This window comes from Roseateles sp. GW821-FHT09G03, from assembly GCF_059416045.1.
In genome coordinates this window covers 583,769-596,678 of the sequence record NZ_JBWKOK010000002.1, presented here as the reverse complement: position 1 = coordinate 596,678, position 12,910 = coordinate 583,769, and the positions used below count along the sequence as shown (strand labels likewise).

At 69.9% G+C, this 12,910-nt stretch carries 8 protein-coding genes; 4 read left to right on the top strand and 4 right to left on the bottom strand.

All coding sequences use genetic code 11. From position 1 onward, the window contains the following. Positions 1-3 precede the first annotated feature (3 nt). Positions 4-1,443 carry an aminotransferase-like domain-containing protein gene (locus AC07OZ_RS09855; RefSeq protein WP_495466960.1) on the bottom strand — a complete coding sequence of 480 codons (1,440 nt, stop codon included), beginning with the start codon at positions 1,441-1,443 and terminating at the stop codon, positions 4-6. A gap of 132 nt (positions 1,444-1,575) precedes the next feature. On the opposite strand from AC07OZ_RS09855, the gene AC07OZ_RS09850 reads away from it, so the two are divergent. Beyond that, on the top strand, positions 1,576-2,010 hold the full coding sequence (locus AC07OZ_RS09850; RefSeq protein ID WP_495466959.1) for a hypothetical protein: 435 nt from the start codon (positions 1,576-1,578) through the stop codon (positions 2,008-2,010). Here the strand turns inward: AC07OZ_RS09850 and AC07OZ_RS09845 are convergent. Continuing rightward, on the bottom strand, positions 1,958-5,545 hold the full coding sequence (locus AC07OZ_RS09845) for an L-glutamate gamma-semialdehyde dehydrogenase (protein WP_495466958.1): 3,588 nt from the start codon (positions 5,543-5,545) through the stop codon (positions 1,958-1,960). The genes AC07OZ_RS09850 and AC07OZ_RS09845 overlap by 53 nt on opposite strands. 114 nt (positions 5,546-5,659) lie before the next feature. On the opposite strand from AC07OZ_RS09845, the gene AC07OZ_RS09840 reads away from it, so the two are divergent. Together AC07OZ_RS09840 and AC07OZ_RS09835 are read left to right on the top strand one after the other, a co-directional pair. Beyond that, a complete protein-coding gene (locus tag AC07OZ_RS09840) occupies positions 5,660-6,130 on the top strand; it encodes an Lrp/AsnC ligand binding domain-containing protein (protein ID WP_431264480.1) in 471 nt (156 codons plus the stop codon). Between the two features lie 132 nt (positions 6,131-6,262). Continuing rightward, the gene (locus AC07OZ_RS09835; RefSeq protein WP_495466957.1) at positions 6,263-6,682 is read left to right on the top strand and encodes a hypothetical protein; all 420 of its coding nucleotides are present in this window, start codon (positions 6,263-6,265) and stop codon (positions 6,680-6,682) included. A 27-nt stretch (positions 6,683-6,709) separates the two neighbouring features. Here the strand turns inward: AC07OZ_RS09835 and AC07OZ_RS09830 are convergent, their stop codons facing one another. Together AC07OZ_RS09830 and AC07OZ_RS09825 are read right to left on the bottom strand one after the other, a co-directional pair. Beyond that, positions 6,710-9,013: a sensor domain-containing protein gene (locus AC07OZ_RS09830; protein WP_495466956.1), complete on the bottom strand. Its 2,304-nt coding sequence runs from the start codon at positions 9,011-9,013 to the stop codon at positions 6,710-6,712. 172 nt (positions 9,014-9,185) lie between these two features. Then, positions 9,186-11,246: an FAD-dependent oxidoreductase gene (locus tag AC07OZ_RS09825; protein ID WP_495466955.1), complete on the bottom strand. Its 2,061-nt coding sequence runs from the start codon at positions 11,244-11,246 to the stop codon at positions 9,186-9,188. Positions 11,247-11,464: 218 nt separating this feature from the next. On the opposite strand from AC07OZ_RS09825, the gene AC07OZ_RS09820 reads away from it, so the two are divergent. Then, positions 11,465-12,754 carry a DUF4397 domain-containing protein gene (locus tag AC07OZ_RS09820; protein WP_495466954.1) on the top strand — a complete coding sequence of 430 codons (1,290 nt, stop codon included), beginning with the start codon at positions 11,465-11,467 and terminating at the stop codon, positions 12,752-12,754. Positions 12,755-12,910 lie beyond the last annotated feature (156 nt).

Sequence of the window (12,910 nt, the reverse complement as noted above, 5' to 3'; positions counted from 1 at the left end):
CGTTCAACGCACTCGAGGCATCGACGCGCAGAGCTCGCCCAGCGTCGCGATCGCGCGCCGTTGCGCCTCGTCCATCGGATTGCCCGCGTTGATGCGGATGAAGTTGTCGAAGCGCTCGGAGTTCGAGTACATCAGCCCAGGCCCGAGCCGGATGCCCTTCTCCAGCGCGGCGTCGAACAGCGCCAGCGAGGACAGCCCCTCGGGCAGCTCGACCCACAGGCTGGGTCCACCCGGCGGCAGGCTGAGCCGCGTGCCGGCCGGCAGTTCGTCGGACAGCGCCGTCACCATCTGCTCGCGCTGCGTCGCGAGCTTGGACCGCAGCACGCGCAGGTGGCGTTCGATCTGGCCGCCGGCCAGGAACTCGGCCAGGATGGCCTGGCCGAGCATCTCGTTGGGCCGGCTCTGCGCGTATTTGAGGATCTCCACGCGCGGCTGCCAGCGCCCCGCCGCGATCCAGCCCACGCGCATGCCGGGCGCCAGCGTCTTGTGCAGCGACGAACAGAAGATCACCCGCCCCGTCGTGTCCCAGGACTTGATGGCGCGCTGCGGTGTCTCGCACAGCAGCGCGTAGGTGTCGTCTTCGATCAGCGCGAGATCGCGGGCCTCGCAGACTGCCAGCAGCGCCTGCTTCGCCTCGTCGGGCATCACCGCACCGAGCGGGTTCTGCAGGTTGGGCACGACGACCACGGCCTTGAGCCGGGGCTCATTCATCGCGGCAGCCTCGAAAGCCTCGACGGACAGGCCGGTGTGCGGACTGGTCGGGATCTCCAGCGCGCGCAGGCCGATGCTTTCCAGCAGTTGCAGCAGGCCGTAATAGGTGGGTGATTCGACGGCCACCGCGTCGCCAGGGGTCGTCACCGCGCGCAGCGCGATGCCGAGGGCTTCGGTACAGCCGTGCGTGATGACGAGCTGCGACGGATCGAGCTGGATCTGCGCGTTCAGCGCCAGACGCGACAGCCCCTGGCGTAGCGCGAGCAGGCCTTGCGGATCAGGCTGGGTGCCGAGGATCTCGGGCCGGCGACGCAGCAGCCGCTGGCCGTGCAGCGCCAGCGCGCGCGTCGGATACAGCGAGGGATGCGCGCACGCGCCGGAGAGATTGACCTCCGGCTTGGCAGCGATGCCGCGGGTGAGGATCTCGGAGATGCGCTCGTGCACGCCGACGAAACGCGCGGGATCGGCCTGCGTCTGGCGCGGCTCGGCGGCTCGCGCCAACCGGTTCGGGCGCGGCGGCCGCACGAAATAGCCGGCGCGCTGGCGGGCCTGCAGCAGGCCCTGGCTTTCGAGCAGCCGGCAGGCCTGCAACGCGGTGCTCAGGCTCACGCGATGCAGGCCCATCAGCGTGCGCACCGATGGCATCCGGCTTCCCGGCGGCATCGTGCCGGCGGCGATGGCCTGGCGGTAATGCGCGGCGACCTGCGCGTACAGAGGGTCCGAGGCATCCATGCCGGCGATTCTGCGCTCGCAAGCTCACGCGACACCGGAACAGCCGGAGCGCCATCGATACGGAACAGGCCGGCGGCAATCGCTGTTACGCAGAACAAAGGGCGCCGCTGTGCCTGTCACGCCGGGCCGCCCATGGGAACACTGGACACCCATCCCATCGAGGCGCCTTCGGGCGAAGCCGTCATGTTCCTCGCCGCCGTCCTGCGATCCTTGCCCCTCCCCTGGCCGTGGCAGGCCAGGTCCGCGCAAGCCACGCCCACCCGCGTGCTGCAGCCTTCGGCGGCACCGCAGGAACACCGTCTGGTCGCCGGTCAGTCGCTGATGCTGAAGCTCGCACGAGGCACCGTGATGCACGTGCAGGGCGGCGTCGTCGACGTCGAGGACGCGCCCGCGCTGTGGGCCGACCACTGCTGGCCGCAGCCGCGGCGCTTCAGGAGCAGCGAGGTCTGGGTCGTGCCACGCACCGGCTGGTGGCGGCTGGAGGGCCGGGTCTCGCGCGACCCGGCCTGCCGGATCAGTGCACGCCCGCCAGCAGCGCGGCGTTCCCGCCGGCCGCCGCCGTATTGATCGTCAGGGTCTGCTCCGCGACGAGGCGGTAGAGCTGGCGCACATCGGCCAGTTCGACCATCGGCACGACCGGCAGGATCGCGCCATCGCGGCCCGCCAGTTCGCGCTGCACCGGCACCTGCAGCGTCGCCGACGCGATCACGCCCGCCAGGCGCGTCGCGCGCAGCACCGCGCCGAGCTGGTCCGCCGGCAGCAGCTGCATGGCCGCCGCCGTCACGCCGCCACGCATCAGCGCCGTGCGCAGCTCCACGGCCACATCGCCGCCGCCCACGACCGCGACCGCGTTGCCCGCCACCAGCGCCGCGCCCAGGGCGCGTGCCAGCTCCTCCGGCGACGCGCCCTGCGCCAGCACCGCGATCACGCCGCGGCCGTGCAGGCGCAGTTCGTTGCTCTCGCCGGTCGGGCCGGGCAGCTTCACGTCGACCAGCGCGCGCCGCGCGCCGGCGGCCAGGGTGCGCCATGCACCGGCGACCACCGGCGCCTGGCCGGCCGCGGAACGCTCCAGCGCCGTGGCGCGCTCATCGACCGGACGTTCCGCCCAGGCCTCGTGCGCAGTGAACAGCGGCGACAGGTCGGCGCCCGCGCCGGTCGTCGACAGCGCCGGCGCCTCGGCCGAGGCTTCGACCTTCGGCTGCGCGACGAAGCGCAGCAGGTAGTGCGGACCGCCCGCCTTCGGGCCGGTACCGGACATGCCTTCGCCGCCGAACGGCTGCACGCCGACGACCGCGCCGATGATGTTGCGGTTCACGTAGACGTTGCCGATGCGGGCTTCCGACGCGAGTCGCAGCGCCCGGCTGTCGATGCGGGTCTGGATGCCCAGCGTCAGGCCGTAACCCAGCGCGTTGATCTCGCGCACGACGCCGTCGACATCGCCGCTCCAGCGCACCACGTGCAGCACCGGGCCGAAGATCTCCTTCTTCAGCGAGGCGATCGTCGCCAACTCGACCGCCACCGGCGGCAGCAGGCGCGGGCAGGCATCGGCGGGCACGGCCTCGGCGATCAGCGTCGCTTCGCGCTTGAGGCGCTGGACGTCCTTGGACACGCCCTCGAAGGCTTCGTCGTCGATCAGCGGGCCGACGTCGGTCGCGAGGTCCGCGGTGTCGCCGACACGCAGTTCCTTGACCGCGCCGCGCAGCATCTCGATGACGCCGTCGGCGACCGCCTCGTGCACCGCCAGCAGTCGGAGCGCGGAGCAGCGCTGACCCGCGCTGCGGAAGGCCGATTGCACGACGGCATCGATGACCTGCTCCGGCAGCGCCGTCGAGTCCACGATCATCGCGTTCAAACCGCCGGTCTCGGCGATCAGCGGCAGCGCAGCGGCGCCAGGCTTGGCCGCCAGCTGGCGGTTGATGATCTGCGCCACCTGCGTGGAGCCGGTGAAGCACACGCCCGCCGTCTGCGGCGCAGCCACGAGGCGCGCGCCGACGGTTTCGCCGCGGCCGTGCACGAGTCGCACCGCATCGACGGGAACGCCCGCCGCATGCAGCAGCGCGACGCATTCGCGGGCGACGGCCGGCGTCTGCTCCGCGGGCTTCGCAGCGACCGCGTTGCCGGCGGCCAGCGCCGCAACCACCTGGCCGGCGAAGATCGCCAGCGGGAAGTTCCACGGCGAGATGCAGACGAACACACCGCGTCCGTTCAGCGCGACGCCGTCGACGGCCAGGCGTTCGGCTTCGTCGGCGTAGTAGCGCAGGAAGTCGATGGCCTCGCGCACTTCGCTGATCGCGTCGCCCAGGCTCTTGTAGGCCTCCTTGACCAACAGCGCGCAGTACTGCGGCAACTGGGCTTGCATCGCATCGGCGGCGCGTCGCAACACGGCGGCGCGCTCGGCCACCGGCGTCGCGTTCCAGCCGGCGAAGCCGCCTTGCAGGCGGGTCATCACGGCGTCGACCTCTTCCGGCGACGCCTCGACCATCACCGGCACCGTGCCTGTCGCCAACGCGTCCAGCAAGACCTGGCGCTGCTCCGGCACCGCGAGGTCCAGGCCCGACGAGTTGCCGCGGCCACGGCCCGCCGCGTCGCGGTACAGGTCGATCGGCAGCGGCAGCGAGGCTTCATCGCGGATTTCGGTCATCGGCGAGGCCAGCAGCTCTTCCGGCGCCACGGTCGGATCGGCCAGCTGGTGCACGAAGGACGAGTTGGCGCCGTTCTCCAGCAGGCGGCGCACCAGGTAGGCGAGCAGATCGCGGTGCTCGCCCACCGGGGCGTAGACGCGGCAGGGGATGGAGCCGTCCTTCAGCACTTCGCGATAGACGCCCTCGCCCATGCCGTGCAGGCGTTGCATCTCGAACTTCGCGCCCAGCGAGCGCGCCATCTGCAGGATGGCGGCGATGGTGCCGGCGTTGTGGCTCGCGAACTGCGGATAGATGACGTCGTGATGCCGCAGCAGCGCCTGCGCGCAGGCCAGGTACGAGACGTCCGTGTGCGGCTTGTGCGTGTAGACCGGATAGAACGGCAGGCCCTGCTCCTGGGCGCGCTTGATCTCGCCGTCCCAGTAGGCGCCCTTGACGAGGCGCACCATGAATTTCAGCCCGTGCTTGCGGGCGATCGCGGCAACCGCCTCGACGACATCGCGGGCGCGCGTCTGATAGGCCTGCACCGCGAGGCCGAAGCCGCGCCACTGCGGGAAGTGCGTCGCGATGCGCGCCGCCAGCGTGTCGAGCAGGTCCAGCGAGAGCTCGAGCCGGTCGACCTCCTCGGCGTCGATCGTCAGGTTGATGTTGGCCTGCGCGGCCTTCTCGACGAGTTGCCACACGCGCGGCAGCAGCTCGGCGTAGACGCGTTCGCGCTGCAGGACCTCGTAGCGGGAGAACAGCGCCGACAGCTTGATCGAGATGCCGTCGCTGCCTTCCGGCGACTCCGCCTTGCGGCCCGAGGCGATGGCGGCGATCGCGTTCAGGTAGGACGCCTGGTAGCGCTCGGCATCGCGTTCCGTGCGGGCGCCCTCGCCCAGCATGTCGTAGGAGAAGCGCAGTTGCGCCTGCACCTTGCGCGCCGCGTCCGCCTCCTTCATCGCTTCCTGGATGTTGCGACCCAGCACGAACTGGCGGCCCAGCAGCTGGATCGCGCGCACCGTCGCGGCGACCACGGTCTGCGCGCCAAGACGCTTCATCAGACCGGAGTCGGCCTCGGCATCCGGGAGGAACTTCTTGGACAGCGAGATCGCGCTCGCCGCCAGACCGGCCAGCATCTTGTGCGGACCGTCGGAGGCGCCGTCGAAGTCGGCACGGCCCAGTTGGTCCGCGGTCAGCGCGATGGCGGTCTCGGCATCCGGCACACGCAGCAGCGCCTCCGCCAGGCGCATCAGCGCCAGGCCCTCGGCGCTGGTGATCGGGTACTCGCGCAGCAGCGATTCCATGGCCCAGAACGGCGCCGGATTCCCACGCACCTGCTGCACCCACGGGCGTGCCTGGTCGACGACCGCCTGCCAGTTCAGCGCCTGCATCTCCGCGGCGAGGGCGCGCACCAGCGGCAGTTCCTCGCGGTACGGGTCCGGCAGGCGGGAAGTTTCAGTCGGGAGGGGGAAGGCAGTCATAGAATCCTCGAATGTTCGTGCGAGGGGCGCTCCCCTAGCGAATATCGGGAGTTTAGGAAGTAACGCTTCGAATTACTCACCAATGTTTCCCACCTTCACCGGATGGAATCCAGCATGAGCAGCCTCGAGGACCTGGACAAGATCGATCGCCGCATCCTGGGGCTGTTGCAGCAGGACGGGCGCATCAGCAACCTGAAGCTCGCCGAGGAGGTGCAGATGTCTGCGACGGCGGTGCTGGAGCGCGTCCGGCGCCTCACCCGAGACGGCTTCATCCTCGGCTACGAGGCCCGGCTGAACCCGGCCAAGCTGGGCGCGCAGATGCTCGTGTTCATCGAGATCCTGCTCGACCGCACGGTGCACGACGTCATGGACAACTTCCGCGCCGCGGTGCAGGCCCGGCCGGAGATCCTGGAGTGCCACCTGGTGGCGGGCGGCTTCGACTACCTGCTCAAGACCCGGGTGTCCGACATGGCGGCTTATCGGGAGTTCATCGGCGCGGTGATCTGGACGCTTCCCGGCGTCCGCGAGACACGGACCTACGCGGTGATGGAAGAAGTGAAGAGCACGACCGCGCTGCCGCTGTGACCGGGACGGCGCTGTCCTTGTGATTTCCACACACCGCCGCGGTTTGCAAGCGAATTCAAGGGGGAGATGTCCTCCCCCGTCAGCCCCTCCATCTGCGGGCTGACGTGCGGCGTGCGACAGGATCACCATGGAGTGCCTCCTCCCCGTGATCCTGAGGTCTCCGAGATGAAGTACCGGCCCTTCCAGACCCCGTCCCAGCTGCCGCGCGCGACGTCCAGGCCGTTCGCGACTGCTGGCGGCCCTGACAGCGAGCTGCCCAGCCACTACGGCGACAGCCGGTTCAGCCATGGCGACAGTCGCTACTCCGACAGCGGCAGCAGCTTCGGTGATTCCGACTTCGGTGCGGAGCCTCCGCCGCGACGGACGCTCGCCGGACCGGTGGAGAGCTGGCATGACTCCAGCTTCATCCTGCGCCGCGGCCTGGAAGTGCGCGAAGTCAGCGCCAAGGAATGGCGCGTGTGGGCGGAAGCGCCCTCGGCACCTTCGGCACCTTCCGCGTCCTCCATGCCGACGGCCCCGCGTCGGCGGATGTCGGGCGATGGCGATGCGTGATCGGCGCTCGTCCCGGACGCTCGGGGATCAGGCCAGTTGCAGACGCTTGGGCGCGCGGCGCAGCGGCTCGGGCGGCGGCGTGACGACGAAGTCTTCCGGCGGCATCGGGCGGCCGTAGTACCAGCCCTGCGCCCAGTCGCAGCCTTCGCGCCGCAACCACTCGGCCTGTTCGATCGTCTCGACACCCTCGGCAAGCACATCGAGGTTGAGGCTGCGCGCGAGCACGATGACCGTGCGGGCGATCGCGGCGACGTTCGCATCGCTGCTGAGTTCGTTGACGAAGCTGCGGTCGATCTTCAGCGTGCTGACCGGCATCCGCTTCAGGTAGGCCAGCGACGAGTAGCCGGTGCCGAAATCGTCGATCGCGATGCGCACGCCGCGGTTGGAGATCCGCATCAGCAGGCTGATGGCCTGCTCGGCGTCTTCCAGCAGCAAACTCTCGGTGACCTCCAGCTCCAGCGCGCTCGGCGGGCAGCCGGTTTCGCCGAGGATGAAGTCCAGCGTCTCGATGAAGTCCGGCTGGCGCAGCTGGCGCGCCGAAACGTTCACTGCGACCTGTTGCGGCTTGCCCTCCTGGCCCTGCCAGCGCGCCACCTGCGCGCAGGCCTGCTCCAGCACCCAGCGGCCGATCGGGATGATCAGGCCGGTCTCCTCGGCCAGCGGAATGAAGTCCGCCGGCGAGATCGATCCCCGCGTCGGATGGCGCCAGCGCAGCAGCGCTTCCGCGCCGATCAGCGCGCCGTCGCTCAGACGCACCTGCGGCTGGTACTCGAGGCGGAACTGCGCGGCTTCGTTGGCCTGCCGCAGCGCGTGCGTCAGCTCGAAACGCTGCTGCACCGCCTGCGTCAGTTCCGGTCGATAGGCCTGGACCGAACCGCGCGCGTGCAGCTTGGCGCGCACCATGGCGACCTCGGCGTTGCGCAGCAGCTCGTCGACGTGCGTGCCGTCGGCGGGGAACAGTGCCAGGCCGATGCTGGCGCCGACATTGAAGCGATGGTGGTCGATGACGATCGGTTCGTCCATCGCCTGGATCAGCCGGTCGCCGAGCCGCATCGCGGTCTCCTCGTCCACCAGGCCCGACAGCACGACGACGAATTCATCGGCGCCGACGCGCGCCACCGAATCGCTCAGACGCGTCACGTTGGCGAAGCGCGCCGCCGCAGTCAGCAGCACCTGGTCGCCCGCGGCGTGGCCGGCGATGTCATTCACGTCGCGGAAGCCGTCCAGGTCGATGTACAGGACAGCCACGCAGGTGTGTTCGCGCTGCGCGTTGCCGACCTGGCGGGAGATGCGGTCACGCAGCAGCGCCGCGTTGGGCAGCCCGGTCAGGCTGTCGTGCAGCGACTGGTGCAGCAGCTCCGCCTCGGTCTGCTTGATGCGGGAGATGTCGGTCAGCACGCTGAGGTACTGCACCTGTTCCGGATCGCCCGACGGCGCCGGCACCTTCACGAAGGTCGCCCACATCGGGATCGAATCGCCGTTCTTGTGGCGCTCGGTGACCTCGCCGCTCCACTTGCCGCGGGTCTCGATGTCGGCCCACAGGGCGCGCAGCTTCTCGGGGTCCTGCTCCGCGTCGCGCAGCAGCAACGGGCGCTTGCCCAGCAGCGTCTGACGGTCGTGGCCGACCATCGCCACCAGGGCCGGATTGACGTCGACGATGCGCAACTGGTGGTCGATGACCATGATGCCCTCGCCACAGTGCTCGTACACCGTGGCGGCGCGGCGCGCGGCATCGGTGGCCTGCTGCAGCTGGGTCACGTCGCGCGCGATGGCGACCTGGCCCAGGTACTGGTCGTCGTCGAACACACGGGCGCTGGAGACATCCAGGCAACGCGTCCCGGTGCCGGCCTCGCTCGTGTCGTCGCGCCAGGTCAGGAGACGGCCGTCGGACTGCGTGTCGACCCAGCCCGGGGGATTCGGCAGGTCGGCATCGCGGCGGCCGATCAGTTCCTGTTCGGTGAGGCCGACGGCGCGTTCGAAGGCCGGATTGCAGCCCTCATAGGCGCCGTTGGCGTCCTTGAAATACATGGGATCGGGAATCGCGTTCAGCAGCGCGCTGAGGCGGGCGCGTTCGCGGCGCACGCGCTTGAGTTCCTCGCGGCGACGATGCAGGCGGCCGCGCTGCTGCACGAACAGGCTGACCATCACGCCCAGCGTCAGGCCGCCGATCACGCAGCCGGCGCCCAGCCAGAACACGGTGGAGCCGGAATCGATCCACGCCGGCAGTTGCGCCACCATCGCCCGCGCCGCGGACGGCACCGCCGCCGGGACGGGCGCGGACGCACCCGCCCACGCCGGCGTGCTCAGGCACGCAGGCAGCAGCGCGGACACGGCAAGGCATCCCCAACGACGGTTCAGGCGAAGACGCATGGCTCACCCAAGGATCTTTTTATGAATGGAGGGGCAACAGCTGGCCCCATGTCGGCGCCGCCCGCGGGTCGCGGGCGTTCCCTCATGCACGACCGCCGGAGTATCGATGCCGGTCGGAAAATGTTGCTAGGGGTTACAGCGAGGCCGCCACTCGCGTTCCCTGCAGGATTGCACGTTTTGCATCCAATTCTTTGGCCTCGGCCGAACCGCCGATCAGCTGCACCGACCTGCTCGCGGCGCGCAGCGGCGCCTCGAGTTCGCGCAGCGGTTCCTGACCCGCGCACAGCACGATCGTGTCGCAGTCGATGCGCTCGGGATCGGTGCGATCTTCGCCCTGGCTGATCCACAGGCCGTGCTCGTCGATGCGCTCGTACTGCACGCCGCCGACCATCCGTACACCGTGCGTCTTCAACGCGGCGCGATGGATCCAGCCGGTGGTCTTGCCCAGGCCCGCGCCGAGCTTGCCGGCGCGTCGCTGGAGCAGCGTGATCTCGCGGTCGGCGGGCTCGGGTTGCGGGCGCGCGAGACCGCCTCGCGTGTGCTCAGGATCGCCGACGCCCCAATGCTTGCGCCACGCCGGCGCGTCGAGCGCCAGCGAGTGGCCCTGCTCGAGCAGGAACTCCGACACGTCGAAGCCGATGCCACCCGCACCCACGACCGCGACGCGACGCCCGACGGACTTCTCTCCGCGCAGGACTTCGAGGTAGGTCAAGACCTGACCCCGCGCGATGCCTTCGTCCTGGCCGGGGATGCGCGGATCGCGCGGCGTCACGCCCGTGGCGAGCAGCACTTCGTCGAAATCCATCAGGTCCGCCGCGCTCACGCGGCGTCCCAGTTGCGGCGTGACCCCGAGGACCTCCAACCTCCGCTTGAAGTAGCGCAGCGTCTCGTGGAACTCCTCCTTGCCCGGGATCCGCTTGGCCAGGTTGAACTGGCCGCCGATCTCCTGGGCGGCGTCGATCAGCGTGACGTGGTGGCCGCGCTCGGCGAGCGTCGTCGCAGCCGCCAGGCCGGCCGGTCCCGCGCCGACGACGGCCACACGCTTGCGCGCCTGCCCGGCGGCGACGGGAACGATGCGCAGCAGGGTCTCGTGCCCGGCACGCGGGTTCACGAGGCAGGACGCGACCTCCTGCTTGAAGACGTGGTCCAGGCAGGCCTGGTTGCAGGCGATGCAGGTATTGATCTCGTCAGCGCGTCCCTCGGCGGCCTTCTGCACGAAGGCCGGATCGGCCAGCAGCGGACGCGCCATCGACACCATGTCCGCCGAACCGTCGGCCAGCACCGATTCCGCGACCTCGGGCGTGTTGATGCGGTTGCTGGTGATCAGCGGCGTGCGGATGCCCTCGGCGTGCAACTGGTCGCGCAGCTTCTTCGTGACCCAGGCGAAGCCCGCGCGCGGCACGCTGGTCGCGATCGTCGGGATGCGGGCCTCGTGCCAGCCGATGCCGGTGTTGATGATGGTGGCGCCGGCCTTCGCGACGGCCCGCGCCAGTTGCAGCACCTCGTCCCAGTTGCCGCCGTCCGGCACCAGGTCCAGCATCGACAGCCGGTAGATGATGATGAAGTCCGGGCCGACAGCCTCGCGCATGCGGGTGAGGATCTCCACCGGCAACCGCATGCGGTGTTCGAAGTCGCCGCCCCACGCGTCGGTGCGCTGGTTCGTCGCGGCAACAAGGAATTGGTTGATGAAGTAGCCCTCGGAACCCATCACTTCGACGCCGTCATAGCCGGCCTCGCGCGCCAGCACGGCGCAGCGGACGAAGGCCCGGATCTGGCGCTCGATGCCGCGCTCGCTCAAGGCATGCGGCGTGAACGGCGAGATCGGCGACTTCAATGCCGACGGTGCCACGTTGAACGGGTGATAGCCGTAGCGGCCCGTGTGCAGGATCTGCAACGCGATCTTGCCGCCCTCGCCATGCACGGCGCGTGTGATGGCCTGGTGCCGCTTTGCCGCGCCGCCCGTCATCAGCGTGCCGGCGAAGGGCTTGGTCCAGCCGGCGATGTTGGGCGCGTAGCCGCCGGTGACGATCAGGCCGACCTGGCCGCGGGCACGTTCGGCGAAATACTCGGCCAGGCGGTCGATGTGCTTGCGCGAGTCCTCGAGCCCGGTGTGCATGCTGCCCATCAGCACGCGGTTCTTGAGGGTCGTGAACCCCAGGTCCAGGGGCGACAGCAGCTGCGGGTAGGCGTTCATCGCGCGGATGCTAGCGCCGGACCTCGCGCGCGTTTAGAGAGGTGGTACCAGGGGTGGTGCCAGAGGCGGTACAGGGGCAGGACGCGGAGGCGACGCCAGCGACGCCGGCAACTCTGTGTCGGCGTTGATATCGAAGTTCACAAAGCTGGCAAGCGGCCACAAGCCCCAGCAACACGGCCCGCGTTCAATCGCCGCATTCTCAATCGGAGTGTCGGACGATGCGATTCAAGACCTGGGCCTGGGGCCTGAGCGTGGCCACCGCCGCCCTGCTGACCGCCTGCGGCGGCGGTGGTGACGGCAGCTCGGCGCAGATGCGCCTCCTCAACGCCAGCATCGGCTACGCCGCGCTGGACATGGCCGTGGACAGCACGACGGTGAACTCCGGCGTGGCCTATGCCGGCGTGGGCAACTACGCCGACGTGAAGACGGACGCCACCGGCACCGAGGTGCAGAGCAACAACGTCGGCAGCACGCTGGCGTCCTCGACGCCGACGCTGGCCTCCGGCAGCCACTACACGATGATCGCGTACGGCTCGGCCGGTTCGGTCCGCACGACGCTGCTGCAGGAAGACCAGGATGCGGCCGCCACCGGCAAGTCCAAGCTGCTGGTGCTGAACCTGGCACCGGACGCCGGCGCGCTGGACGTGTATGTCACCGGCGCGGACGAGTCGCTGGACACGGCCTCGACCGTGGCGAGCGGCATCGCAACCGGCTCGGGCAGCGGCTACATCACGCTCAACAGCGGCACCTTCCGCGTGCGGATCACTTCCGCCAGCACCAAGACCGACCTGCGGCTGGACATCCCCAGCATCAGCCTGCCGTCGACCGGCGTCTCGACGCTGATCCTCACGGGCAGCACCGGCGGCGTGCTGGTCAACGGCATCCAGCTGCTGCAGCAGGGCGCCACGTCCAACTTCCCCAACACGACCGTCCGGGCCCGCCTGGTGGCCGCGGTGGGTGGCAGCGCGCTGGTCTCGGGCTCGATCGGCCAGACCTCACTGATGCCGACCTCGGTGGCGCCCACGATCGGCGACTACACGACGGTCGCGGCCGGCACGGCGGACCTGTCGGTCTACGTCAACGGCACGCTGATGTCGTTCGCGAAGCCGGCGCTGACCGCGGGCAGCGACTACACGCTGATGGTGTGGGGCACGGCGGCAGCGCCCCAGCTGGCGGTCCTGACCGACGACAACCGCCTGCCGACCAGCCCGACGACGACGGCCAAGATCCGCCTGGTCAACGGCGTGGCGAGCGCCACCACCGGACTGACGCTGAACGTCGACTACAGCGCGCTGGCCTCGAACGTGGTGGCCGGGACCTCGTCGTCGCCGCAGACGACCGCGGCCTCCACGTCCGCGCTGCTGACGGTGACCTCGCCGTCCTCGACGACACCGGTCTACAGCCTGAGCGAACTGGGCATCCAGGCGGGTTACGTCTACACGGTGTTCGTGATGGGCGACAGCAACACGATGGTCGGTTCGCTGCGACGCGAGCGCTCCTCCAACTGACCCACCGACACGGCGACGGGTGGCATCGGCCGGGAACAGATCCCGGCACCGACGCCACTGAACGCCCGACCCGGCGCGACGGTCAAGACGACCGCAGCCCGGCGCACCCTCCTCCCTGTTGGCCACGTCCTCTCACGAGGCGTGGCCTTTTTTTTT